This is a genomic window from Gordonia sp. DT218, assembly GCF_049847105.1.
Classification (GTDB): domain Bacteria; phylum Actinomycetota; class Actinomycetes; order Mycobacteriales; family Mycobacteriaceae; genus Gordonia.
Map to the genome: position 1 here is coordinate 18,212 of NZ_JBNCNS010000001.1, position 24,767 is coordinate 42,978.

The following is a 24,767-nucleotide window of genomic DNA, read 5'->3' on the forward strand; positions in this document are numbered from 1 at the left end:
CGTCAGCGCGCGGCCAGCACGTCGACGTCGAGATCGAGGACCTCGGCGATGGCGTCGATCGACACCGCCCCTTCACGCAGGATTCGTGGCGTCGGGCCTGTCAGATCGACGATCGTGGACGGCTGGGCCTCCGCGGCGGTACCACCGTCGAGGTAGACCGACACCGACTCGCCGAGCTGGTCACGGGCCTCGTCGACGGTGGTCGCGGGTGGCCGTCCCGACACGTTGGCACTCGACACCGCCATCGGCCCGACCTCGCGCAGGAGCTCGATCGCCACCGGATGCAAAGGCATGCGCAGCATCACGGAGCCGTTGGTGTCTCCCAGGTCCCAGGCCAGCGACGGCGCCTGCTCGACCACGAGGCTCAGCCCGCCGGGCCAGAACGCCTCGACCAGGTCACGCGCGGCGGTCGACACCGACAACACCAGGCCGTCGATCGTGTGCCACGAACCCACCAGCACCGGGACAGGCATGTCGCGCCCTCGCCCCTTGGCGGCCAGCAGGGCGGCCACCGCCTCGCTGTCGAACGCCTCGCAACCGATGCCGTAGAGCGTGTCGGTCGGCAGCACCACGAGCCTGCCCGCCTTCGCTGCTCCGACAGCTGCGCGGATACCCGCCGCCCGGCCTTGCGGGTCACTGCAGTCGAATACCGTGCTCACCCGGCCATCCTCCCACGCCCGGCGTCCGGACGGTCGCAGCGGTCCGCTCACACTCGACGTGCGGTGACGAATCTCGGGCGTCCCGCCAGGTCGTCGCGGGCACGCACATCGTCGAAGGCGCCCACCGCATCGACGACGTCGACAACCGCGGCCGAGGTCGTGTCGTCGTGCTCGACACCCACCACACCACCGGGCCGCAACAGTCCGGCGACGATCGGCATCATCGGTCGGATCACCGACATCCCGTCGGCCCCACCGAACACCGCGTCGGCCGGATCGTGGGCCACCTCGGGTGCGACCTGGGCCGCCTGCGGGACATAGGGCGGGTTTGCCACCACGACGTCGACCGACCTCGACGGCAGTGCGGCGCGTATCTGCGCCGCATCGGTCACGTCAGCCGCCACCACCGTGATCCGATCACGCACCTCCGGGGATGCGCTCGCGACGTTGCGCCGCAACCACTCCAGTGCGTTCGGCGACCGCTCGACCGCCCACACCCGAGCGCCCGGCAGCATCGTCGCGATCGCGATCGCCAGGGCACCGCTGCCGCTGCACAGGTCGACGACCGTCACGGTTCGGCCGGCCCGGCCCGCGATCCCGACCGCCCATTCAGCGAGGAACTCCGTCTCCGGACGGGGGACGAAGACGCCGGGGCCGACGGCGAGCTCGGCCGGACCGAACGCGGCGGCCCCGACGATGTGCTGCAACGGGATGCGCATCGCGCGACGGGTCACCAGACCGCGGAACCGATCGCGGGTGTCCTGATCGAGTCCATCGACGACGATCAGCCGACCACGATCGATCCCCAGGACTGCGGCGAGCAACCACTCGGCATCGCCACGCGCGCTGTCGATCCCGGCGTCGCCCAGGATCCGCTCCGCCGTGGCCAACTCGGAGTCCACCCGAGCGAGCGGCGCGGTGCGCGCCGTGTCCGACGGGTCCCTGGTCATCGCGTCATTGCGCTTCGAGGCGGGCTTGCCGATCGGCGGCCACGAGTGCATCGAGGAGCGCATCCATGTCACCGTCGAGCACGGCGTCGAGATTGTTCGCCTTGTAGCCGATTCGGTGATCGGTGATCCGATTCTCCGGGAAATTGTAGGTCCGGATGCGCTCGGAGCGATCGACGGTGCGGATCTGCGCGGCCCGCCCTTCGGCGGCCGCGGCGTCGGCCTCCTCTTCGGCGGCCGACTGCAGGCGCGCCGCGAGTACCTGCATGGCCCTCGCCTTGTTCTGCAGCTGCGAACGTTCGTTCTGACAGGTCACGACGATCCCGGTGGGCAGGTGGGTCAACCGGACCGCGGAGTCCGTCGTGTTGACGCCCTGACCGCCCTTTCCGGACGACCGATAGACGTCGATCCGCAGATCCGACTCGTCGATCTCGACCTGGGCGACCTCCTCCGGTTCCGGATAGATCAGCACACCGGCGGCCGAGGTGTGGATTCTCCCCTGCGATTCGGTGACCGGCACCCGCTGCACTCGATGGACGCCACCCTCGAACTTGAGGCGAGCCCAGACACCTTCGCGCAGTTGCTCTCTCGACTTGATCGAGAGAGTGGCCTCTTTGTACCCGCCGAGGTCGGATTCGGTGACGCCGAGGATCTGCGCCTTGAAACCGCATCGTTCGCAGTATTTGAGATACATGCGGGCGAGATCGGCGGCGAACAAGGCCGATTCCTCACCACCGGCACCGGATTTGATCTCGAGGACGACGTCGTCGCCGTCGTGCGCGTCGCGGGGCGCCAGAAGATCGGTCAATGTCGCGTCGAGTTCGACCACCGTGGCCTCGAGTGCCGGGATCTCGTCGGCAAATGCCGGGTCGTCGGCCGCCAGTTCGCGTGCGGCGGCGAGATCGTCCCGCGCGGCCTCCAGACGACGATGGGTCGCCATGATGGGAGCGAGTTCGGCGAACCGCTTGCCGACCCGACGGGCGGCACCGGGATCGTCGTGCAACGACGGGTCGGCCAGCTGGGCCTCGAGGCCGGCATGTTCGGCGAGGATGTCGTCGATCGCCGACGGGCTCTGCGTGGTCACCTGGTGCTCACCTCTCAGGACATCTCTCGTGTCCGGCATCGCTCACGGCCGAGAGGATTCGGAGAACGAAAAACGACGCCCCACCGGACGCGCTGAGCGCGCCGGCAGGGCGTCGTCGGTCGAGCTACTGTGCGTCGGCCTTCTTGGCACGCTTGCCGTAGCGCTTCTCGAACCGGGCCACGCGGCCGCCGGTGTCGAGAATCTTCTGCTTGCCTGTGTAGAACGGGTGGCACTGCGAGCAGACCTCGACGTTGATACGTCCGTTGTCCGCCGTGCTGCGGGTCTCGAAGGTGTTGCCGCAGCCGCAGACGACCGTGGTCGTCGCGTACTCGGGGTGAATGCCCTGCTTCATCTGGTTGTCCCTTTCTGTGGTCGCCGGGTCACCGTCGGGGATCGACGGTGTGAACCGGAACCGGACTCGACCGCTCAGTATGCCACGCGGCGCGTTCGACCTGGAAATCCGCGGACTTCCGAGGCCGATCGGCTCGCTGACGAACGATCCACCTGATTGAACAGCACTTCACTGGTTTCCATTCCCCTGTTAGGCGTGCCTTACAATAGTAAGGCTTAGCTAAGTTGTAGGCTGACGTTTCCGTCAGCATCGCTTCATCGTCACAGCGAGCCCCGACCCTTCCGCCGGCGCCGTCCACGAGCGGACGGCCCAAGACCTGAGGACCGAATGCGGCCTGATCACCACCCGCGGACCCTCCTGTGGGACCCGAGCGACGAGTACGGGGGTCGACGACCCGCTGGCCCCGCTCCACCATCTCGCCGTCCGGGAGTTGCTCGGATGCACGTCTCGGCGCCCGGTCGGCGTTGGGAACGCGGCTCCTGGAGAACTGGGAGACCGAACGTCACCACGTCGCGTACGCGATGCCCCGGGCGTTGGTGGCTACCAGGACGGCGCCGTACCCGAGTACGGCCAGACCGGCAGCGCCGACATGTACCGGTTGCTCAACGCGTTCACCGTGTTCGCGATGGCACGACAGGTGTCGCGCACACGACTGCCCCTGGTCGGCGGCAACCACACACGGGAGCAGGCGGCCTCGAGCGATCGGGCGATCGCCACCGTGGCCCGAAATCTGGTGCTCACCGAGGATTTCGAGTTGGTGTCGCGGACGGCCTGCGCTCTGGTTCCGTACACACCGACACCGCGAAGGTGGGCTGACATGCAACTCCCGTACATCCCCGCAGATGTCCCGTTCACCGGCGACCAGAAGGCCTGGCTCGCGGGCTTCCTCGGCGGTCTCAACACCCGTCTCGCGATGCCGAGCACAGGTACCGCGCCCACCTCGGCCGTCGCGGAGCAGCCCGCATCGTCGGACGGCGGTGTTCCCTCGCAGATCGTCTACGGAAGCCAGACCGGCACCGCCGAGTGGATCTCCGAACAGGTCGAGTCCGTGGCCCGTTCGCATGCTGTCGACCCGGTCCGACGCGATCTCGACGCCCTCGACATCACCGCGTTGTCTGCGGTACGCCGTCTTCTGGTGATCGCCTCCACCTATGGCGTAGGTGACATGCCCGACAACGCCGAGTTGTTCTGGCGCGCGCTCGCCGCGCCCGATGCACCTCGCCTCGAGGGTATCTACTACGGCGTTCTCGCCCTCGGCGACTCGATCTACGACGGTTTCTGCCAGGCAGGCAAGAACATCGATGCACGGCCGGCCGAGCTCGGCGCCACCCGGGTCGTCGACCGCACCGACTGCGGCGTCGATTTCGAGGCACTGTCCGACGCCTGGGTCACCCACGCCGTGCCGGCGCTTGCATCCGTGGACATCGATGATGCCCCGGCGTCCACCACGCTCACCACCTCTGCCAGTGCCGAGCCCGAAGCATCAGAAGCTCCGCGGGCATCCGACGATCGACCCCGGCCACCTGCGGCAAAAGCGCGCGGCACACGCACGAAATCCCCGTGGAATCGCAAGAACCCCTATCCCGCGACCATCGTCGCCAACACGCTGTTGTCCGGTCCGACGTCGGACAAAGAGGTCCGGCATCTGGTCATATCCCTGGGCGACAGCGGAATCGAGTACCAGCCCGGCGACGGGATCAGCATCGCACCGGTCAACGACGCCGATCTGGTCGACCTGATCATCGCCCGGCTCGGGGTGTCACCGGACACGATGATCACCGACCGCAGGGCCGAACGAACGCTGCAGGATGCGCTGACCCGTCAGTACGAGATCTCGACGCCCTCCAAGTACCTCGTCGACTACGTCGCCCAGCGCAGCCGAGATCCCGAGCTCACCCACCTCACGTCCACCGGTGATCGCGAGGCGCTCGACGCATGGCTCGGCGGCAAGGATGTGCTGGACCTCCTGGACGTGGACCCGACGTTGACCATCAGCCCCGAGGAACTACTCGCCGAACTACGTCCGCTGCAGCACCGCGTGTACTCGATCTCCTCGAGCCCGGTGGCCCATGTCGGCACCGTGCACATCACCATGGCCACGGTGCGTTACCGGTCCGGGGAACGGCAGCGGGGCGGAGTGTGCTCGACCTACCTCGCCGACCGGCGACCCGAGGGCCCCGTGTCGAGGTGTTCATCTCCGCCAACAAATCGTTCCGACTGCCCGCCGACGACACCAGGACGATCATGATCGGGCCCGGTACCGGAATCGCCCCGTTCCGATCATTCCTGCACGAGCGGTCCGCTCGTGGTGCGCGGGGCGCGAATTGGCTGTTCTTCGGTGACCGGAACCGGGTCCGCGACCACCTCTACGCCGACGAAGTCGAGCAGTTCGTGACCGACGGCCTGCTCGATCGGCTCGACCTCGCGTTCTCGCGCGATCAGGAACACAAGGTCTATGTGCAGGACCGCATGCGCGAACAAGGTGCTGACCTGTTCGCCTGGCTGTCCGACGGGGCACATCTTTATGTGTGCGGTGACGCGACACGCATGGCCCACGATGTCGACGCCGCCCTGCACGAGATCGTCGCCGAACACGGCGGCATGTCCGCCGAGGCGGCACAGGACTACGTCGACGACCTCAAGCGAGCCAAACGATATCTGCGCGACGTGTACTGACCACTTCCGACTCGACCCCACACCGAGCCTGGCTCAGGACACGGAAAGGAACGGCAACGATGCCCGAATCACCCCGACCAGAGGACTCCGAGGGAACCGGACGCCCGTCGCGTCCGGCCTGTGGTGAGCAGTGCAGCTGTCCGCGTGCGAATGGGGCATCCAACGACCTCGACACGTTGCTGGCGACTCCCGGCTTCTCGGGCTCCCTACTCGGCTCCGACGTCGCTGGGGTTGCAGCGCAGTTGCCGTCGCTCGAACAGGTCGTCGGGGTCACGGTGGCCGGCCCCGTCCTCATGAACGACGTCGGAATCCATGAGCTGCCGGTGGGTATCGGCGGACCGATCCGGTGCCGACCGTCGCGGATCTCACTGCGTCTCAACCCTGTTCGACTCGGCTCCGCACTGGTCACCGATCCGGCGGCACACGTGCCGCCGACCCTTCGCCTCTTCGACGCGGCCGGAAACACGGCGCACGCGACCTATCTCACCGAGACCTCGGATCGGCTCGCGTTCGAGTCGCTGTCGCTGAACGCCGGTGGTTTCGACAGCACGCCTGCCGCACCTCGTGTCATCGGCGGCACCGCCGAGGCCACCGCATGGCACGAGCAGCTGGCTGGGGACCGCGACACGCCGCCCGCCGACGATCAGATCGCCCAGTTCGACGCAGTGCTCGAAGACGGTGGCACGCTGCGTCTCCGGTCCATGCCGGGGCGCCGCGGGGAAGGTTTCGCCCGGGTGGAGTCGCGCCGCGTCGTCGCCGCGTTCGAACACGCCGCACTGCTAGGGATGCCGATGACCATCGCCACCGCCGCACCGGGCTGCCTCCAAATGCGTCACGATCGGCTGGACAGTGCGCGGGAACATCGGGGATCCATGGTGATCGCATCGGGCACCTGCCGCGCGATGATCAACTTCGATCTCGTCACCGAGTGCTGGGTGACCTGGACCGACGGCGTGTGGGGTCGGACCGGCTCCATCGAACTTTACGATCGGCACGCCCGCTGCAGTCTCATCGCGACGCAGACGGGTTCCGTGTCGGCGGAGACCTTCGACGCCTGGAACCAACTGGTGGCCGACGTCGCCTGGTGACCCCGCCCTCCCACGCCTCACCGCCCGGGCGCAGGATCGTCGAGCAGGCGCAGGATTCCATCCGGACTCGCGGCGTGGGCGAGGTTCCCACGAGAACCCGTGTCAGAGTTGATGAACTCGACGAGCACGGCCACCATCACTTCATGACGCAGCCCGGCTATGACGCCCTCGCGACTGAATACGCAGCCACCTTCCCGTCGGCATTCCGGTCCGAGACGGAACGCCACGCCGTCGACTGCTTCGCCGACATGGTGATATCCGATACCGGAGACACGCCGTTCGTGATCGATATCGGTTGTGGGCAGGGTCATACCGCTGCCCACCTCCACTCCCGGGGGATGTCTGTTCTCGGAGTCGATCCGAGTGCGGAGATGCTGAAGTTCGCCCGACGTCAGTACCCGGGTATCCGCTTTCTCGACGACGACGCCCGCTGCGCGTCCGCGCCGGTGGAACAGTGCGCCGCCCTGATCGCGCAGTTCAGTCTCATCCACGTCGAGCCCCGACTCCTACCGGGCATCCTGGCGTCGTGGCACCGACGCGGCGGCCCGGGCACCATTGTCCTGATCGCGATGCAGGGCTCGGACGAAACCGGCATCCACGAATTCGATCACCTCGTCGCGCGGGCGTGGCACTGGCACCCGGACACCTTGTCGAACACGCTCGCCGACACCGGGTTCGAGGAGGTCTTCCGGATGATCCGACGGCCGGACTCGGATCACCGGTTTCCGGAGATCTATCTGATGGCACGCGCTCGATCGAACGACACGACCGCTCCGTCTCACCTGCCGTAGAGACCGAGCGAGCCCATCCCCCGAAGGGTGATGGGCTCGCTGGATGGAGATCTGTGCACGCTCGGCGTGAAACCGTGCCCGCTCGGCGGATCAGTCGTCGTTCATCGCTCCGGGCGCGGTCTTCTGCACCTGCATCAAGAACTCGATGTTGGTCTTCGACTTCTTGAGCTGACTGATGAGCAGATCGATCGCCTGCTGTGAATCGAGCCCGGACAGCACCCGGCGCAACTTGTGCACGATCGCGAATTCCTCGGGCGACAACAGCAATTCGTCCTTGCGGGTACCTGACGGATTCACGTCGACCGCCGGGAACACCCGCCGCTCCGAGATCTTGCGATCGAGCTTGAGCTCGGCGTTGCCGGTGCCCTTGAACTCCTCGAAGATGACAGTGTCACCGGTCGAACCGGTCTCCACCATCGCCGTGGCGATGATGGTCAGCGAACCGCCGTTCTCGATGTTGCGCGCCGCGCCCAGGAAGCGCTTCGGCGGGTAGAGAGCGGTGGAATCGACACCACCGGACAGGATTCGACCCGAGGCAGGCGACGCGTTGTTGTACGCGCGACCCAGCCGGGTGATCGAGTCCAGGAGCACGATGACGTCCCGGCCGTTCTCGACCAGGCGCTTTGCCCGCTCGATCGCCAGCTCGGCAACCGACGTGTGATCTGACGGCGGACGGTCGAAGGTCGAGGCGATGACCTCACCGTTCACCGAACGCGTCATGTCGGTGACCTCTTCCGGACGCTCATCGACCAGGACGACCATCAGGTGACATTCCGGGTTGTTGATGGTGATCGCATTCGCGATGTCCTGCAGGATCGTTGTCTTACCGGCCTTGGGCGGCGACACGATCAGTGCGCGCTGGCCCTTGCCGATCGGCATGATCAGGTCGATCACGCGGGTGTCGAGCCGTTCCGGGGTCGTCTCCAGGCGAAGCCGCTGATTCGGGTAGAGCGGGGTCAGCTTGCCGAACTCGGGGCGCTTCTTGGCGGTCTCGATGTCGGTTCCGTTGACCGTGTCGAGCCGGACCAACGGGTTGAACTTCTGGCGCTGGTTGGCCTGCTCACCCTCGCGGGCCACCTTGACGGCACCGGTGATCGCGTCACCGCGGCGCAACCCGTTCTTGCGCACCATGTTCATCGACACGTACACGTCGTTCGGTCCCGCCAGATACCCGGAGGTCCGGACGAATGCGTAATTGTCGAGGACGTCGAGGATGCCGGCCACGGGCTGCAACACGTCGTCGTCGGAGACCTGGGGTTCACCCGAGCCCGACGAGTCGCGGTCACGTCCACGGCGGCGTTCGCGGAAGCGACGACCTCGCCGGCCGCGACCGCTGCCGTCGTCGTCATCGTCGCGGTTGTTCTGGCGACCGTCGCGGTTCTGGCCGCCACCCTGGTTCTGGTTGTTGCCCTGGTTGTTCTGGCCACCATCGCGATTCTGGTTGTCGCGATTCTGGTTGTCGCGGTTCTGGTTGTCGCGGTTCTGACCACCGTCGCGGCCCTGCCCACCGTCGCGGTTCTGGTTGCGATTGCGGTTCTGGTTGCGATTGCGCTGGTCGCCGCCGCCGGTGGAGTCGCCCTGCCGGTCGTTGCCGACCGTCTTCGCGTCGGCCGTGTTGCTGTCGGCGGTCTTGGTGTTGCTGTCGGCGGCTTTTGTGTTGCTGTCGGCAGTCTTGGCGCCGACGTCAGATGCCGCCGAGGCGGCACCGTTGGTGGCCTCCACCTGTTCGTTCTCCGACGACTCGGCGCGCGAACGCCGCCGTGTGCGGGTCGGCGGCTCCGCATCCTTCGCGGAGTCGTTCTTCGGCGCATCTTTCTTCGGCGCATCATTCTTCGGGGCATCATTCTTCGGGGCATCATTCTTCGGGGCGCCGTCACCGGAGGCACCGTCCGACAGAGCCATCTGGCCGTCGGCGCTCTTGGCGGCCGGGGCCGAGCCCGCCTGGCGTTCCTTGATCGCGGCGATCAGGTCGCCCTTACGCATTCCCGACGTCCCCTTGATTCCCAGCTCACCCGCTAGTGCGCGGAGCTCGGTCAGCACCATCGCGGAGAGCCCGGTGCGGGCGCGGGTCGTGGAGCCACTCGCCGATCGCGCCGACGACTGGGCGCCGGAGGCCGGGGCTTCCGTGCTCGACGTTGGGGTCGGTTCAGTGATCAGGTCCGTATCCGTCACGGATATCCTTTCGTTCCCCCGCAGACCGAAGCTGCGAAAGGGGTCATTGCCACCCCGCCTCACTTCAGGCGGGACTTCGTCCTCATCGGAGCGTGTCCGCTCGGGATTCTCCTCCGTGGACGGTCAGAAGAAATATGGTCTGCTGCGTGTGTCCGCTGGTGCTGCTCGACAACTCCTGACAGGAAATCGTGCGACCGGAACCGACCGGAGGGCAAGATAGAGATCGGGAGAGAAGCACGGCAAGACATATCTGCGCGGCTAGACCAGTATATGGTATCTCGTTCGCATGATAGGGGCAACACGCCCTTCCCGCCATTCCGTGTGCGAACCGACGAGAGCCACCACCGTCACACGGATCAGGAACGCCCGTGGGTGACCTCGACGCCACCGGCGATCGCGACGCTCGACGGCACGAAGCCCAATCCGATCGCGACATCGCGATCCTCCGCCGGTACCGGCCCGACACCGAGTACGAGGACGGTGGGCCCGGCACCGGAGACCGTCGCCGCGTGACCGCGTTTACGCAGGGCAGCCACCAATTCCGCGGTCGGCGGCATGGCTTCGGCACGGTAGCCCTGGTGGAGCCGGTCCTCGGTTGCCGCGCACAGGGCCGCGGGATCGTCGGTCAATGCGACCACGGCGAGTGCCGAGCGGCTGACATTGAAGACCGCGTCCCGGCGTGGCACCGCATCGGGCAGCAGACCGCGCGTGTACGACGTCGACGACTCGGTGGCCGGGACGAAGACCGTCGCGGTGATGTCGGGATGCACGGCCAGACGCCGCCCAAGGTAGCGGACGCGGGCCGCGTCGGTCGCCGCCACTCCCCCGACCCGGTCCGACTCCATCCAGGTCACCACCGCCGACCCGAGCACGCTCGCTGCCGCATTGTCGGGATGGCCCTCGAACTCCGAGGACAATTGGACGAGTTCGGCAACGTCGAAAGTGTCACGGATACCGGCCTCGACGAGCAGCCCCGATGCCGCGGCCAGGCCGGACACTGCCGCCGCGGCGGACGAACCGAGTCCACGGGAATGCGGTATCGCATTGACGCATCGCAACTTCAGGCCCGCGGCGGTCACGCCGGCAACCGCGAGTCCCCGCGAGATCGCACGGGCCACCAGATGATTCTCGTCGCGGGGGACGTCCTCGGCCCCCTCGCCACTGACCTCCACCTCGACACCCGCAGACGTGGTCTCCACGATCAGTTCGTCGTAGATCCCGAGGGCGATACCCAGGCAGTCGAAACCGGGTCCGAGGTTGGCGCTGGACGCCGGAACCCGGACTCGAGCCGAAATACCCTCCGGCAGCATCACCTTCGCATCTCCCACCAATGCGTCGTCGGTCATCGCGGTGGCCACACCCGTCGATTCAGCGGACGCCGAGAGCATCCGCCACCGCGACCGGATCCACCGGAATCGCCTCGACCTCGGGCATTCCGGACAGTGCGGTGTCCGGATCCTTCAGACCGTTACCGGTCACCGTACACACGACAGTCGAGCCGGCGGCGATCCACCCGTCTGCCCGGGCCGCGAGCAGACCGGCGACGCTGGCCGCCGATGCCGGTTCGACGAAGACACCTTCCCGACCGGCGATGAGCCGATATGCTTCGAGCAGTTTCTCGTCGGTGGCTGCCCGGAACTGACCGTCGGACTCCTCTTTCGCCGCGACGGCCTGATTCCAGCTCGCCGGGGAGCCGATACGGATCGCGGTGGCGATGGTCTCCGGGTCCTTCACCGGCGCTCCGTTGACGAGGGGCGCGGCACCCGCCGCCTGGACGCCGAGCATCCGCGGTACCGACGAACTGATCCCGTCCCGGTGGTACTCGGTGTAGCCCTTCCAGTACGCGGTGATGTTCCCGGCGTTCCCCACCGGCAGAGCATGCACATCGGGCGCCCGGCCGAGGACGTCGACGATCTCGAACGCGGCGGTCTTCTGACCCTCGATCCGCGACGGGTTCACCGAGTTCACCAGCTCGATCTCGGTGAACTCCGCGGTTGCCTTCCGCGCGAGTTCCAGGCAGTCGTCGAAATTACCCTGCACCTGGATGATCTTGGCGCCGTGCATGACCGCCTGGGCCAGCTTGCCCATCGCGATCTTCCCCTCGGGGATCAGGACCGCGCAGGTGATCCCTGCCCGGGTCGCATACGCGGCAGCCGACGCCGAGGTGTTCCCGGTCGACGCGCACAGCACCGCGGTCTTGCCGTTGTTGACAGCGGTGCTGACCGCCATCGTCATGCCCCGGTCCTTGAACGAACCCGTCGGGTTGAGGCCCTCGACCTTGAGATAGACCTCGCAGCCGGTGACCTCCGAGAGGTGCGGCGCGGCGATCAGCGGCGTGCCACCCTCGAGGAGGGTGACGACCTGCCAGTCGTCGCCGACAGGCAGGCGATCGCGATACGCCTCGATCAATCCGGGCCAGCGCTGATGCACCGGGGTTGCGTTAGTCATCGGTTCCTTCCAATCGCAGGACGCTCGACACCTTGATCACGGCATCCATGTCTTCCAGTGCCGCAACGCATTCCGATTGCGCGCGGTCGGGCGCGCGGTGGGTCACCACGATGAGCCGGGCGTCCTCGCCCGCGCCCTCCTGGCGCACCGCGGCGATGCTGACCGCGCGCTTGGTGAACTCGCCGGCGACCTGGGCGAGCACGCCCGGACGGTCGGCGACCTTCATCGAGATGTAGTAGCGGGTCGGCACGTCGTCGATCGGCGCGACCGGCAGCGACGCGTATGTCGACTCCAACGGGCCGCGTCCCCCGTGCACCTTGTTCCGCGCCGCCATCACCATGTCCCCCAACACCGCCGACGCCGTGGGTGATCCACCGGCGCCCTGCCCGTAGAACATCAACCGCCCGGCGTTCTCCGCTTCGACCACCACCGCATTGAAGGCGCCGTTCACCGTCGCCAACGGATGGCTCAGCGGGATCAGCGCCGGGTAGACACGCGCCGACACCCTCTGGCGCCCGTCGGCATCGTGCACCCGCTCACAGATGGACAACAACTTGACGGTGCAGTCGAACTTCTTGGCGGCCACCAGGTCGGCGGCGGTGACCGTGGAGATCCCCTCCCGGAAGACGTCCGCCGCGGTCACCCGGGTGTGGAATGCGATCGACGCGAGGATGGCGGCCTTGGCGGCGGCGTCATATCCCTCCACGTCGGCCGTCGGGTCTGCTTCCGCGTAACCCAGTCGCCCTGCCTCGGCCAGAGTGTCGGCGTAGGCGGCGCCGGTCTCGTCCATCGCCGAGAGGATGAAGTTGGTGGTGCCGTTGACGATTCCGGCCACCCGCTCCACGGTGTCGCCGGCGAGCGACTGCATCAGCGGCCGGACCACCGGGATGGCACCGGCAACAGCGGCCTCGAAGTAGAGATCGACCTTGGCCTCGGCGGCTGCGGTGGCGAGCTCACCGGTGTACTCGGCGAGCAACGCCTTGTTCGCGGTGACCACCGACTTACCACTCTCGAGCGCCGCGCGGATCAGCTCGCGCGCGGGATCGATGCCGCCCATCAGTTCCACCACGATGTCGACGTCGGCGCGGGCCACGAGCGCGGCCGGATCGTCGGTGAGCAACTCCTGGCTGATCTTGCGCGGCCGGGTGAGGTCACGGACCGCGACGCCCCGCAATTCGACGGGCGCACCGACACGGGCCCGGAGGTCGGCGGCATTCTCCGCGAGGATCCGCACCACCTCGGCGCCGACATTTCCCATGCCGAGCACAGCCACGCCGATGGCGCGGGCACCGGTGACGGATGTCGGGTCGCTCGGGGTCTGGTTCATTCGGAAACCTCCAGGCTCAAGATGTCGTCGATCGTCTCGCGTCGCAGCATCAGTCGTGCGGACGAATCCTGCACCGTCACCACCGCCGGCCGCATGGCCATGTTGTATCGACTCGACATCGAATAGCAGTACGCGCCGGTGGCCGCGACCGCGACCAGGTCGCCGGGCGCCAGATCTTCGGGCAGCCAGCAGTCCTTGATCACGATGTCGCCGCTCTCGCAGTGCTTCCCGACCACTCGGCTGACCACTGCGGGCGCCTCGGACACGCGTGAGACCAGCCGAATGTCGTACTCGGCCTGATACAGCACGGTCCGGATGTTGTCGCTCATGCCACCATCGACAGACACGTACCGCCGGGACAGGTTCTTGCCGATCGTCACGTCTTTCACGGTGCCCACCCGGTACAGGGTGACCGTGCCGGGGCCGGCGATCGCGCGGCCGGGCTCCACCGCCAGGGTCGGCATCGGGAGCCCGACGGCCGCGGACTCGTGGCGGAGGATCTCCGCCAGCCGCTCGGCGACATCGCCGATGGGCAGCGGGTCGTCTTCGGGCAGGTACGAGATGCCCAGTCCGCCACCGAGGTCCACGATGGAGAGCTGGGCGGTCTTGTCGACGCCGAATTCGGCCACCACATCCTTGAGCAGACCGAGGACACGATGTGCGGCGAGCTCGAACCCGTCCATGTCGAAGATCTGGGAACCGATGTGGCTGTGCAGACCGACCAGTCGCAGGTTGTCGGTCGCGAACACCCGGCGGACCGCATCCATTGCGACGCCGCCGGCGAGCGCGAATCCGAACTTCTGGTCCTCGTGGGCGGTCGAGATGAACTCGTGGGTGTGCGCCTCGACGCCCACGGTGACGCGAACGAGAACATCGGCGACCAGACCTCGTTCACCGGCCAGCCGGTCGAGACGCTCGATCTCGACCATCGAGTCGAGCACGATGTGACCCACGCCGGCATCGAGCGCCATTGCCAATTCGTCGACACTCTTGTTGTTGCCGTGCAACGCGATCCGCTCCGGCGGGAAACCCGCGCGCAGCGCGACGGTCAGTTCGCCCCCCGAGCACACGTCGAGGGACAGACCCTCCTGGTCGACCCAGCGCGCGATCTCGGAACTCAGAAAGGCCTTCGACGCATAGTGCACGCGACCATAGGGCCCGAATGCCGCGACCATGTCGGCACATCGCGATCGGAAATCCGCCTCGTCCATCACGAACAGCGGGGTCCCATAGGTCTCGGCGAGTTCCTCCACACCGACCCCGGCGAGGTGGACCTCGCCCGAGGAATCTCGAACGGCGTTGCGGGGCCATACGTTTGCCGGGATCGCAGCGAGCTGGACCGGATCGTTCGGCCGCTCCGCGAGGTGCGGGGCAGCGAGCAGTTCGGCGTGCCGGGGTCCGGCCGGGTGCGCGTTCACATCCGCTCCGGTGCGCTCACGCCGACCAGCTCGAGGCCGTTCGCCAGGACCTGCCGGGTCGCCCCACACAGCGCGAGACGCGCCGCATGGATGTCACCGGCGGGTTCGTCACCCTGCGGAAGGATTCGGCAGCGTGCGTAGAAGCGGTGGTAGGCGCCGGCCAGCGTCTCCAGATATCGGCAGATCCGATGCGGCTCGCGGAGTTCGGCGGCCGTGGCCACCACCTCGTCGAAATCCCCGATGGTACGGATGAGTTCACCCTCGGCCGGATCGTCGAGGAGATCGAGATGATCCTGCGACGGCTCGAGGCGGAGCTCGGCGGCGTTGCGCGACAGCGCCGACAGCCGCGCGTGCGCGTACTGCACGTAGTAGACCGGATTGTCGTTCGACTGCCTGCGCAACAGGTCGAGGTCGATGTCGATGTTCACGTCGACCGACGACCTGATCAGGGCGTACCGGGCGGCATCCACCCCGACGGCGTCGACGAGGTCGTCGAGGGTGATCACGGTGCCCGCCCGCTTGCTCATCCGGACCGGCACGCCCTCGCGGACGAGGTTGACCATCTGGCCGATCAGCACCTCGACGGTCTGCGGGTCATCGCCGAGCGCGGCGGCCGATGCCTTCAACCGGGTGATGTAGCCGTGGTGATCGGCACCCAGCATGTAGATGCAGAGGTTGAACCCGCGGTTGCGCTTGTCGCGGTAGTAGGCGATGTCGCCGGCGATGTAGGCGGCGTTACCGTCGCTCTTGATCACGACGCGATCTTTGTCGTCGCCGAAGTTCGTCGTCCGTAGCCACCAGGCGCCGTCGTTCTCGTAGAGGTTGCCGTTGGCCTTGAGTTCGGCGATGCATTCGTCGACAAGACCCGAGGTGAACATCTTGTTCTCGTGCGTGAAGACGTCGAAGTCGGTGCCGAACTCGTGCAGGCTTTCCTTGATGTGATCGAACATCAGGTCCACCCCGACCGCGCGGAAGGTCTCCAGAGTTTCGTCGTCGGGCCGGTCGAGCACGTCGGGCACCTTTGCCACGACCTGCGCCGCGATCTCGCCGATGTAGTCGCCGGCGTAGCCGTCCTCGGGGGTCGGTTCGCCGGTGGCCGCGGCCCTCAGTGACTGCGCGAATCGGTCGATCTGCGTGCCGTGGTCGTTGAAGTAGTACTCGCGGGTCACCGCAGCACCGCGCGCGGCGAGTACCCGACCGAGGGCGTCACCGACGGCGGCCCAGCGCGTACCGCCGAGGTGAATCGGCCCGGTCGGATTCGCCGAGACGAACTCGAGGTTGATCGTGCGATCATCGAGCTCGGCGCCACGGCCGTAGTCGGCGGCAGCCGCCAGCACGGTCGCGACCACCGAGTTCTGCGCGGCGGCCGCCAGCCAGACGTTGACGAAGCCCGGACCCGCTACCTCGGCCTTCGCGATGCCGTCGGTGGCCGTGAAGGCATCGGCCAGCCAGCCGGCCAGCTCACGTGGGGCGACGCCCAGCTTCTTGCCGAGCTGGAGCGCGATGTTCGTGGCGTAATCGCCATGATCCGCGTGCCGGGGACGCTCGACGACAACGGTGTCGGGCACGATCGTGTCGTCGAGCCCGTGGTCACGGACAACGGTCAGCGTCGCGGCGGCGAGCAGCGCGGCGAGGTCGGCAGGAGTCACGGCTCACCATCCTATTGGCCCGAGCCCAACAGGGGATAATCGCCTACGCCGGCCGTCACCTGGCGAGCGACCCCACCGGCTCCCCACGCACATTGCTCACCGCCCTCGGGGTGGTCGCGGCGTTGCTGATCGGGATGGCGCTGGGACTGCTGATCGCCGCGATACTGCACAGCGACGACGTGCGGGCCGAGGAGACGCCGTCGGCGGACTCCGCGGCGGTCGGCTTTGCGCAGGACATGGTCCGACATCCTCACCACGCAGAGCAACGAGATCGGGCAGATGCCGTTGTGGCTGACCCGATGGGGCCACCCACCGATCAACCCGAATCCGCTGATGGGGTGGGTGGGCACTGAGATGGCCGCAGGCACCCCGGCGCCGTCGACCTCTGCCGGAACGTGGCGCCGCGCCGCTGCCGACGAACTGACGGTCTCCACCGTCACGTCCGGGACCACCGGGGCAGGCTCAACCCTGCGGACACCAGGAAACAAAGCGCGCCGACGAACGTGCCGGCGCTCGCCACCTCGTCGCTGACCGTCTGCCCTGCGGACGTCACGTAGGCACCCACCGCCGACGCCCCGAAGGCGATGCAGCCCAGCAGGTTGACCTGCGGCGCCCACCAGTCGCGGCGCCGCGGCGCCCAGACGCGGACGGTGTGGGCGAACACGATCACCGCGAGGATGCCGCTCACCAGGAATGCGACCGAACCGGCTGCGTCCGGGGACCACACCCGACGGCGATCTTCGGTGACCGTGGCGGCATGGAGAGCTGCCGCAGTACTCGCATTGAACAGCAGGGCCCCGCCGAATTGTGTTGCCGCGGAGAGCCACTCGGCGCGAAACTGTTTGCCGTCGTCGGGGGTCGAGGTGGTCGCCGCACCGCTGAGCGCATATTGGATCAGTGCCGCACCGGTGAAGAACCAGGCGCCGACGAAGAAACTCAGATTCGCCACCGACGCACCTACCCACGCCATGAATCCGGGCGCGGCGCCCAGTGCGAAGAGCGCCGACCCGATCATGAACCCCCAACATTGCTTCTCGAGCGTCGCCGACAGAAACCGGGTCGGGCCGTTCGCTGCTACGACATCACCGTTCACCCCTGCATTCTGGTGGATTCGGCGCGCCGATGACGCACGTTGCGGCAGGATCGTCGGCGGACAGCACGAGCACACCGACATCACGAGCACCCCGACACCTGGAGCGCCCCGAGGCAGACCGTCACGCTCGAAACCGACCTCGACGCCGGCGCCGTCTGCTCGGGGATGCTGTTGCAGTCGACCTTCCTGCATGTGTGTCAGGTCTGTTCGGCGTCCCGGCGATGAGTGCCCGAAGGTGTCCGCAGCCGCTACCGAGGCACCATCGAGATCGATACCGGACGTATCACCGGGGTCGCCGGCATGGTCGCCCGTGGGATCTTCCGGCACCACGAACGTCGGTGGCGGGCGTTCGCGCGCACTCTGGCGCCCAGAGCGGACTGAACTCGCACCTTCGCCAGATGCCCAACGGTTTTCAGGTCATACGGGAAATGAGTTCTTCGCGGCTGACGCTCGCACTGCGACAAGGATGTCACGGTGCCCCCGGCAGGATTCGAACCTGCGGCCTTCTGCTCCGGAGGCAGACGCTCTATCCCCTGAGCTACGGGGGCTCAACGGGCGAGGGTTAGCGTAACGCACGCGCGCCACCCGAACCCAATCGGGTCGTCACGACACACCGAGCGCTCCCGACATGCGGATGTGCGAACCGCTCTCTCCGCGTACGACGTGCAGTTGGGCTGGAATACGCGCCCGGAGTTCGTCGACGTGGCTCACGACACCCACGACACGTCCGCCCGAGCGGAGGTCGTCGAGAACGCCCATCACCAGGTCGAGCGCTTCAGGATCGAGGGCACCGAACCCTTCGTCGATGAAGATCGTGTCGAGCACGTGACCGCCGGATTCCGCGGCGACCACGTCGGCGAGGCCGAGTGCGAGGGCCAGTGAGGCGAAGAACGTCTCACCGCCCGACAAGGTGGTGGTCGCCCTGACCGCTCCGGTGTACTCGTCGCGGACCTCGATGCCGAGCCCACCGCGTCGCCCACGCGGCCCAACGGCATCGGTATGCACGAATTCATATCGGCCCGAGGACATCTGGTGCAGTCGAGCGGACGCGGCCACGAGCACCTCCGTCAGCCGCGCGGCCAGCACGTAGGACCGCAACGACATCCGCCGGGAGTTCTGTCCCCGCCCGCTCACCAACTCGGCGAGGCCTTGGAGCTCATCGTGACGCGCCCGCATCGGAGCGAGCACGTCGGCGGCCGCCCAGAACTGGCTGACGTAGTCGTCCAGATCCCGCAGACGCCGAACCGCCACTGCACGACGACTCGTGGCCTCGTCACGCACCTGCCGGGCAGATGCCAGGTTCGCGGCGAGGGCATCGGTGTCGACCGGTTCGGCGGCCATCGCCGCACGCACCTCCGTGTCGGCGAGGGTCGATTCGGCTGCCGCCCGGATTCGCGACGCCTGCAGCACCATCGCCTCCCACTCGGACAGGCGAGCCTCCGAGGTCAGCGCCGCGGTGGCCTCCGACGGGTCCGCGAAGCCTGCGGCGGCACACTTCTCGGCGAGCCGGTCCAGGGCGTCTGCACGTCGCTGCCGGACTCGGACCAGTTCATTCCGTGCGTCGCGCAGCCGCGCCGCACGACGACACAGTTCCGCCAGTTCGGCACGTCGCTCGGCCACACCGGTGCGCCCGCCGGTCGCTTCCGCGACGTCGGCATCGAGTGCCCCGAGTGTGTCGCGGAGCGCGGTGAGCCGTTCGCGACGCCCGGCCTGCGCGGTGTCGGCATCGCTGCGTTCGACACGTACCGACTCGATGTCGGCCTCGATGGCCTTGAGTGCCGCCGCCAGGGAGGAAGTGCGTTCCGCGGAACGTTCCGCGTCCTCGAGGTCGGCGGTGTTCTGTGCCCGGTGGGCGTCGATCTGATCCCGCATGGCCCCGTCGATGGTGGCATCGAGGTGGGTACGCCGTTCGACGAGTGCCGCACGATCCGACTCCGCGGCCGATCGGGTGTCCGCGGCGCGTTGGGCGGCCTCGACGGCGTCGGCTTCCTGCGCCTCACCGATCGACGTCGCCGAATCGCTCACTGCGGGCAGCGGATGCTCGACCGATCCGCAGACCGCACACGGCGTTCCGTCCACCAGCTGGCCCGCGAGCTCGGCCGCCATCCCTGTCAGCCTCCGTTCCCGGACATCCAGGAGGCGCTCGCGCGCAGTCGTGTATTGCTCACGCGCATCGAGGAGCTGCTGTTCGGCGCGAGCGATCTCCGGCTCGAGCGCCTCGCGATCGGCGACGGCCCGGGCGATGGTGGCCAGGCGATCCCGTTCGGCGTGCAGGTGCGGCAGCTGTGCTCGTGCCGCGACCGCACCGGCAAGCTCGGCGGCAGCCTTCTCTCGGCGCTCCGGCGCCTGCTCGAGAAGCGAGTCCATCTCGGCGAGGCGACGCTCGGTCGCGTCCATCTCGTCCCGGATCCGATCGATGTCGGCAATGAGCTCCGGCCGCCGGGCGAGGCGGGCGGCCAACGGCTCCCAGCGGCCGGACTCGGCGGTCCAACGCTCGATCGCGGCGTCGAGCGAGCCCTCCGCACTGCTCCGACACAGCGGAGCTCCCTCGTCGAGCGCGGCCAGCTCGGCATCGAGGCGGGCACACTCCGATTCGGCGGTTGCCAGCGCGGCTGCGGCGCGGTCCCGGTCCTCGACCACCGACGCAATCGGTGCGGCTCGCCGCCCGGACTCGAGTGCCGCGGTGATCGCGGCCAATTCCGCTCCCCCGTCGGCGAGCTGGACCAATCGCGTCGTGGCCTCGTCACCCCGCCGTCGAGCATCCACCAGCCGTGCACCGTGATCATGGGCGGCCTGTACACGATCGAGTTCGGCCTGCGCCCCGGTCAGCGCGTCGACACACCCGGTCGCATCCGTACGCGCGGCCGCCAGGCAGTTCTGCGCCCACTCCATGTCGGGATCGGCGACGTCGGCACCGCCGAGAGCGACGATCTGGCCTGCGATACGATCCGCAGCCGCCGTCCGCTCCGCCACTGCACTCGCACTCTGCCGCGCCCGCTCACGCAGCCACTCCTCGAGGTCGCCGAATCGCTCGGTGTCGAACAGCCTCTCCAGCAGGCCTTCTCGATCCTCGGAAGTCGCTCGCAGAAACCTCGCGAACTCGCCCTGCGGCAGCAGCACCACCTGAAAGAACTGGTCGGCGCTCATCCCCAACAGCCGCGTCACCACCTCGCCGATCTCCGGCAGGCGGGTCAGGTCCGGGCCCGAATCGTCCAGCCACACCAACGTGCCCCGCGCATTGACCTTGGTGGTGCCGGTACCGCGTTTCTTGGGCCGGAGATGATCGGGTGACCGGGTGATGCGCAGCCGGCGGCCCCCGATCGTCGCCTCGAGCTCGACCTCGGGTACCTGATCGGCCGACGAGTGATCGGAATGCAAGCGGCGGTTGGTGTCCCGGGCGCCGGGCACCCGGCCGAAGAGCGCGAACGCGACTCCGTCGAGCACCGTCGTCTTGCCCGCGCCGGTCTGCCCGTGCAACAGGAACAGTCCGTCCCCGGCGAGCGATTCGAAGTCGACCACGACCTCGTCGGCGAACGGACCGAATGCCCGCATCCGTAAGTGGTGCAATCTCATGCTGACTCCGCCACACCCGGCTCGACGTCGAAGAGGGTCAGCTCCCCGTCCGATCCGCCATCGGAGTCAGGCTCGCCGACGACCGCACGCACCGCCCGATCGACGAGGGCACATTCCCGCGCGGTGGGGGTGTCGCGCACGTCGGCGACGAAGGCGGCGATGATCTCGGCGTCGGTGCGACCGTGTACCCGCGATCGATAGTCGAGCCCGTCGCCGAGGTGGGGGCGATCCCACTGCACATGCACGGCATGCGGAAATCGTTCCCGCAGTCGACGCATCGCATCGACCGGGCGGACCGCATCGGTCAGGGCCGCTTCGACATAGTGGTCCTCCGCATCGCTCAGCGAGCCGTCGGTGAGGAGCTCGTCGAGAGTGCCCACCAAGGAACTCAGCCCGCGGACGGTCGGGAGTTCTCGGGCGCCCACCCCGGCGACGCCGTTCGCGTCGAGGTCGACGACCCACACCGACTTGTGCTCGGAACGCTCGCCGAACGAGTACGGCAGCAGTGATCCGCTGTACCGGACTGCCTCGCCGAGTTGCTGCGGCGAGTGCAGATGCCCGAGTGCCACATAGTCGACCCCGGAGAAGTTCTCGGCGCCAACGGTTTCCACACCACCGACACTGATGGATCGTTCGGATCCGGAGGCCAGGGCGCCGACCACGAAGGCGTGCGCGGCCACCACCGACCGGGCGGACCGGCCGGCCAGATCTGCACGAACCCGGTCCATCGCCGCTCGGAGCACCTCGGCATGGGTGCGGGCGTCGTCGACACCGAGGTGCCGCCGCGCGGTTTCCGGTTCGAGATATGGGATGCCGTAGATCGCCACCTCACCGAACTCGTCGCCCAGGACGACCGGTTCGCCGATCTCCTCGATCGAGGTCCGCAGGTGCAGCCCGCCCGCCGCCGCGAATCCGGACCCGGCCCCGAGACGGGTCGGCGAATCATGATTGCCCGAGGTGATGACGATCTGAGCGCCCGCCGCCGCGATCTCGGCGAGCCCGCGGTCGTACACCCGTACCGCGTCCGCCGACGGAACGGACCGGTCGTACACGTCTCCGGCGACCACCACGGCATCGGCCGACTCCTCGGCCACGATTCCGGCGAGGTGCGACAGCGCAGCCATCTGGTCGTCGAGCAGCTCGACGCCGTGAAAGGTCCGACCCAGGTGCCAGTCGGAGGTGTGGATGATGCGCATGCGCTCACCCTACGAGCGCCTCCCGACAGACTGTGGGAGGCAAAGCCGCACCCGTGGGCACCGACCTCGCCACTCGGGCGAGGTCGGCGCCCACGGTGATCGTCGATGCGCGGGTCAGGCGGTCGGCACCCCCGTCGCGGCGCCCTCGCCGGCCTGATCCGACGGCACCGGCGGCACGCCGGGCGGGGTCTGATGCTTCGGCTTCACGAAGAACAGCGCGGCGACGACGCCGAACAGGAGCACCACGGCCGGCAGGTAGAGCGACTGGCCCATCGCGGTGGCAAATCCCTCGCGCACCATCTCCGGGAGCTGGCCGCCGGCACTGTGGTGCTCGGTGTCGACGCCCGGCAGCAGCGCGGCGAGCCGGGTCTGCATCAGTGCGCCCACGGCCGCACTGCCCAGCACCGATCCGATCATCCGGGTGGTGTTGTAGACGCCGGCGCCGGCGCCGGCCTGATGCCACGGCAGGTTGCGGGTCGCGGTGGCGGCCAACGGCGCCCAGATGCCCGCCGACGCGATCCCCATCAGGCACATCGGGATGACCAACTGCCACACCGGGGTCGCCGGCCGGGCGATCATGCCGACCCAACCGACGGCGATGGCGTTCAGCAGCAACGAGGTCGCGATGATGGTACGGGGATGGACGCGGTCGAGGACACGGCCGACGATCGGCGCCAGGACGCCGGTGAGCACTGCCATCGGGACCATCATCACCGCCGAGCGGGTCGGTGACATGCCGCCGACGAGCTGCAGGAAGAACATCGTCGGGATCATCAGTCCGGAGATCGCGAATCCCATCGACGCGATACCGATGTTGGCCAGGGAGAAGTTGCGGTCCCGGAACAACGAGAGCGGCACCAGGGGTTCACCCTTGATCCGCGACTGCCAGTAGACGAAGAGCGCCATCACCAGCACGCCACCGACGATGAGCGTCCAGATCCAGCCGTTCCAGTTGTACTTCTCGCCGTCCTGGATGCCGAACACCAACGCCGACAGACCGATCGCCGACAAGGCAACGCCGATCCAGTCGAATTGGTGGTCGTGGGTCTCGACATCGGGGACGAGCACGTACGCCAGCACCAGGCCGACGATGCCGACCGGGATGTTGACGAAGAAGATCCACTCCCACCCGAGGCTGTCGGTGAGCACTCCGCCCAGCAACGGTCCGACGAGCGTGGCCACGCCGGCCACGGTGCCCCAGACACCCATTGCGGCGCCGCGCTTCTCAGGCGGGAAGATGCGGGTGATCAGGGCCATCGTCTGCGGTGTGATCAACGCGGCGCCGACACCCTGCAGGGCGCGGGCGGCGATCAGTTCGCCGATCGACCCGGACAGCCCGCACCACACGCTGGCGATGGTGAAGACGAGCAGACCGAGCTGGTAAACGCGTTTGGGGCCGAATTTGTCGCCGAGGCGTCCGGTGATCAGCAGGGGCACCGCGTAGGTCAGCAGGTAGGCGCTCGTCACCCAGACGATGCCGTTCACATCGGTGTCCAGCGCGGTCTGGATCTGCGGCTGGGCCACTGCCACAATGGTCATGTCGACCAGGATCATGAAGAAGCCGACGCACAGCGCCAGCAGCGCGGCCCAGGGCCGTGTGGTCACCTGCGCGGCAGGGGTCGGGGTGGAGGTCATTCGTCGTTCGCTTTCTGATGGAGGACGCCCGCGATGACCGAGCTGCCCTGATAGGGGGAACCCGGATCGTCGAGCCATTCGATGCTGGAGTTCTCGAGACGGTCGACAAGGTCCTCGACCCAGTCGATCTGAGCGCGCAAAGTCGCGATGCGGCAACCGATGTCGAGATGGAACATCTCGGGTGTCCCCCGCTCCCGGACGGCGGCGACACCGCCGTCCAACTCGGTCAGCGCCGTACGCATCGCCTCGAGTCGGGTGGTCAGCAGTTCGACCACCCGCGCACGGGGGAGCCCGTGCGCTTCGGAGAGGGCGAGATAGAGCTCGGGGTATTCGACGGGATGGCGGGAGACGATCTCTTCGAGGCTCTCGAACAACACGCGCCGACCGAGATCGGTGATGGCATAAACAGTGCGTTCGGGACGGTTCCCCGCACGCTGGACGTCGTGGACCTCGATGAGTTCCTGGGAGAGCAGCCGATCGACCGTGTGGTACATCGTGCCGGGCCGGAACTTCGCCAGACGATCTTCTCGTCGTTCGACCGTCGTCTGGAACATCTCGTACGGGTGCATCGGCCGTTCCGCGACGAGTCCCAGTACCAGCACCGCCAGTGGCGGCAGGGGTCCGCATGCCTTGGCTCCCACCACACCTCCCGAATTGAT

The 24,767-nt window shown here is 67.7% G+C and carries 19 protein-coding genes, 1 tRNA gene and 1 pseudogene; 3 read left to right on the top strand and 18 right to left on the bottom strand.

Features of this window, described 5'->3' with window-relative positions; genetic code table 11:
• Positions 1 to 2: 2 nt before the first annotated feature.
• The 4 genes from ACPXCG_RS00105 to rpmE all read right to left on the bottom strand — a co-directional run bounded on the left by ACPXCG_RS00105 (position 3) and on the right by rpmE (position 3,042).
• Positions 3 to 659 (bottom strand): L-threonylcarbamoyladenylate synthase, encoded by a 657-nt coding sequence (locus ACPXCG_RS00105; RefSeq protein ID WP_425787935.1) that lies wholly within the window; start codon positions 657 to 659, stop codon positions 3 to 5.
• A 47-nt stretch (positions 660 to 706) separates the two neighbouring features.
• Positions 707 to 1,609 carry a peptide chain release factor N(5)-glutamine methyltransferase gene (gene prmC / locus ACPXCG_RS00110; RefSeq protein ID WP_425787937.1) on the bottom strand — a complete coding sequence of 301 codons (903 nt, stop codon included), beginning with the start codon at positions 1,607 to 1,609 and terminating at the stop codon, positions 707 to 709.
• 4 nt (positions 1,610 to 1,613) lie between these two features.
• Complete coding sequence (prfA, locus tag ACPXCG_RS00115) at positions 1,614 to 2,690, bottom strand: peptide chain release factor 1 (RefSeq protein ID WP_425787939.1); 1,077 nt, start codon at positions 2,688 to 2,690, stop codon at positions 1,614 to 1,616.
• A 124-nt stretch (positions 2,691 to 2,814) separates the two neighbouring features.
• On the bottom strand, positions 2,815 to 3,042 hold the full coding sequence (rpmE, locus tag ACPXCG_RS00120; RefSeq protein WP_124707574.1) for a 50S ribosomal protein L31: 228 nt from the start codon (positions 3,040 to 3,042) through the stop codon (positions 2,815 to 2,817).
• Between the two features lie 817 nt (positions 3,043 to 3,859).
• Between rpmE and ACPXCG_RS00125 the strand changes: the two are divergent.
• Positions 3,860 to 5,718: pseudogene (locus tag ACPXCG_RS00125) on the top strand (diflavin oxidoreductase).
• Positions 5,719 to 5,777: 59 nt separating this feature from the next.
• Positions 5,778 to 6,806: a heme transporter gene (locus ACPXCG_RS00130; protein WP_425787941.1), complete on the top strand. Its 1,029-nt coding sequence runs from the start codon at positions 5,778 to 5,780 to the stop codon at positions 6,804 to 6,806.
• Positions 6,807 to 6,823: 17 nt separating this feature from the next.
• Here ACPXCG_RS00130 and ACPXCG_RS00135 read toward each other — a convergent pair whose 3' ends face one another.
• Positions 6,824 to 7,117: a hypothetical protein gene (locus ACPXCG_RS00135; protein ID WP_425787943.1), complete on the bottom strand. Its 294-nt coding sequence runs from the start codon at positions 7,115 to 7,117 to the stop codon at positions 6,824 to 6,826.
• A 27-nt stretch (positions 7,118 to 7,144) separates the two neighbouring features.
• Here ACPXCG_RS00135 and ACPXCG_RS00140 point away from each other — a divergent pair, with 27 nt between their 5' ends.
• Positions 7,145 to 7,597, top strand: a complete 453-nt coding sequence (locus tag ACPXCG_RS00140) for a class I SAM-dependent methyltransferase (protein WP_425787945.1) — start codon at positions 7,145 to 7,147, stop codon at positions 7,595 to 7,597.
• Positions 7,598 to 7,687: 90 nt separating this feature from the next.
• Here the strand turns inward: ACPXCG_RS00140 and rho are convergent, their stop codons facing one another.
• The 13 genes from rho to ACPXCG_RS00205 form a co-directional block, all read right to left on the bottom strand.
• Positions 7,688 to 9,769, bottom strand: a complete 2,082-nt coding sequence (gene rho, locus ACPXCG_RS00145) for a transcription termination factor Rho (RefSeq protein ID WP_425787947.1) — start codon at positions 9,767 to 9,769, stop codon at positions 7,688 to 7,690.
• A gap of 356 nt (positions 9,770 to 10,125) precedes the next feature.
• The gene (thrB, locus tag ACPXCG_RS00150) at positions 10,126 to 11,157 is read right to left on the bottom strand and encodes a homoserine kinase (protein ID WP_425787949.1); all 1,032 of its coding nucleotides are present in this window, start codon (positions 11,155 to 11,157) and stop codon (positions 10,126 to 10,128) included.
• Complete coding sequence (thrC, locus tag ACPXCG_RS00155) at positions 11,138 to 12,217, bottom strand: threonine synthase (protein WP_425787951.1); 1,080 nt, start codon at positions 12,215 to 12,217, stop codon at positions 11,138 to 11,140. Before thrC ends, thrB begins: the two co-directional genes overlap by 20 nt.
• Positions 12,210 to 13,544 carry a homoserine dehydrogenase gene (locus tag ACPXCG_RS00160; RefSeq protein WP_425787953.1) on the bottom strand — a complete coding sequence of 445 codons (1,335 nt, stop codon included), beginning with the start codon at positions 13,542 to 13,544 and terminating at the stop codon, positions 12,210 to 12,212. The genes thrC and ACPXCG_RS00160 overlap by 8 nt, the downstream gene beginning before the upstream one ends.
• Complete coding sequence (gene lysA / locus ACPXCG_RS00165) at positions 13,541 to 14,962, bottom strand: diaminopimelate decarboxylase (protein WP_425787955.1); 1,422 nt, start codon at positions 14,960 to 14,962, stop codon at positions 13,541 to 13,543. Before lysA ends, ACPXCG_RS00160 begins: the two co-directional genes overlap by 4 nt.
• Positions 14,959 to 16,611 (bottom strand): arginine--tRNA ligase, encoded by a 1,653-nt coding sequence (argS, locus tag ACPXCG_RS00170; protein WP_425787957.1) that lies wholly within the window; start codon positions 16,609 to 16,611, stop codon positions 14,959 to 14,961. The genes lysA and argS overlap by 4 nt, the downstream gene beginning before the upstream one ends.
• An 11-nt stretch (positions 16,612 to 16,622) precedes the next feature.
• Complete coding sequence (locus tag ACPXCG_RS00175) at positions 16,623 to 17,063, bottom strand: hypothetical protein (RefSeq protein WP_425787959.1); 441 nt, start codon at positions 17,061 to 17,063, stop codon at positions 16,623 to 16,625.
• Entirely contained in the window at positions 17,048 to 18,031 is a 984-nt protein-coding gene (locus ACPXCG_RS00180) for a hypothetical protein (protein WP_425787961.1), read from the bottom strand. The genes ACPXCG_RS00175 and ACPXCG_RS00180 overlap by 16 nt, the downstream gene beginning before the upstream one ends.
• 148 nt (positions 18,032 to 18,179) lie before the next feature.
• A tRNA-Arg gene (locus ACPXCG_RS00185) sits at positions 18,180 to 18,252 on the bottom strand.
• A 55-nt stretch (positions 18,253 to 18,307) separates the two neighbouring features.
• Complete coding sequence (locus tag ACPXCG_RS00190; protein ID WP_425787963.1) at positions 18,308 to 21,277, bottom strand: AAA family ATPase; 2,970 nt, start codon at positions 21,275 to 21,277, stop codon at positions 18,308 to 18,310.
• Complete coding sequence (locus ACPXCG_RS00195) at positions 21,274 to 22,473, bottom strand: exonuclease SbcCD subunit D (RefSeq protein ID WP_425787965.1); 1,200 nt, start codon at positions 22,471 to 22,473, stop codon at positions 21,274 to 21,276. The genes ACPXCG_RS00190 and ACPXCG_RS00195 overlap by 4 nt, the downstream gene beginning before the upstream one ends.
• A 114-nt stretch (positions 22,474 to 22,587) precedes the next feature.
• The gene (locus ACPXCG_RS00200) at positions 22,588 to 24,108 is read right to left on the bottom strand and encodes an MFS transporter (RefSeq protein ID WP_425787967.1); all 1,521 of its coding nucleotides are present in this window, start codon (positions 24,106 to 24,108) and stop codon (positions 22,588 to 22,590) included.
• The gene (locus ACPXCG_RS00205) at positions 24,105 to 24,749 is read right to left on the bottom strand and encodes a PadR family transcriptional regulator (RefSeq protein WP_425787969.1); all 645 of its coding nucleotides are present in this window, start codon (positions 24,747 to 24,749) and stop codon (positions 24,105 to 24,107) included. Before ACPXCG_RS00205 ends, ACPXCG_RS00200 begins: the two co-directional genes overlap by 4 nt.
• Positions 24,750 to 24,767: the final 18 nt, after the last annotated feature.